The following is an 842-nucleotide window of genomic DNA, read 5'->3' on the forward strand; positions in this document are numbered from 1 at the left end:
TTGGGCGGGTTCTTTTCAGCCGCGCATCGTTTGCAGCGATAGATAGTTGCCCACGGCCCGCGATACTCAGCCCCGTCCCATATGTGGCCAAGAATGCGGCAGATCAGGCGTTCCATGGTGCGGCTTCAACGCCATCAAACCCCGGCTCAATATCTATGGGATTGCGAGGAAGCCAAGTGGGACCGGTCAAGCCGTCGTATTCAGTTATCGTAATTATCTTGGTTGCGGTCCATACAAAGACAGGGTGACAGTCAGCACCGCCATATCCGTTGACGTACTCGTATGATAGAAAAGGCTTGGCGACCTCCCATGAGATAACTTTGTTCAGTGGTGCGGCATTGAAATTTTCGTCTTTGTCGCTGTTGAACCTGTCTCGGTAATGCGGGCCAATCACGACAGCCTCGATCGTCTCATCGCCCGCGATGTTCTCAATCCAATCGGATATTACAGCCATGTTTTTTCCTTTCACCGTGGGTGGGTTCCATCGTGTAGAAATTCTATCCTGAAAGTCGGCTAATGCCACCGCGCGAACGTGCGCATCCATCTGGCGGTCTTCGAGCGGAGAAACGTAGTCACCACGCCGACTGCGGCACCATTTGCACTGACATGCCCCGCACGTACATTCGTTCTCAGGGCCACATATCTCGCAGAGCATATCGGTCTCCGGTGTTGGGTGGACAGGGCATCAAGGCCCGCAAGTTGTCGATCACTATAGGCCACTGATAACAAACGGTTTTTGCTATTTAGGCACCGAAATTGCGGTTTCCTGTCGATCGGTAAGTGCCTGCCACACTTTCCTGATTTGTTCACCGTTTGTCAGGGGGGTCTGCCACACAAAACTG

At 53.0% G+C, this 842-nt stretch carries 1 protein-coding gene; it reads right to left on the bottom strand.

Going from position 1 to position 842, the window contains the following annotated elements:
* Positions 1–103: 103 nt before the first annotated feature.
* Positions 104–544 (bottom strand): hypothetical protein, encoded by a 441-nt coding sequence (locus A3764_RS19225; RefSeq protein WP_150122126.1) that lies wholly within the window; start codon positions 542–544, stop codon positions 104–106.
* Between the last annotated feature and the right edge of the window lie 298 nt (positions 545–842).

Source organism: Sulfitobacter sp. HI0129 (assembly GCF_001635395.1).
GTDB lineage: Bacteria > Pseudomonadota > Alphaproteobacteria > Rhodobacterales > Rhodobacteraceae > Sulfitobacter.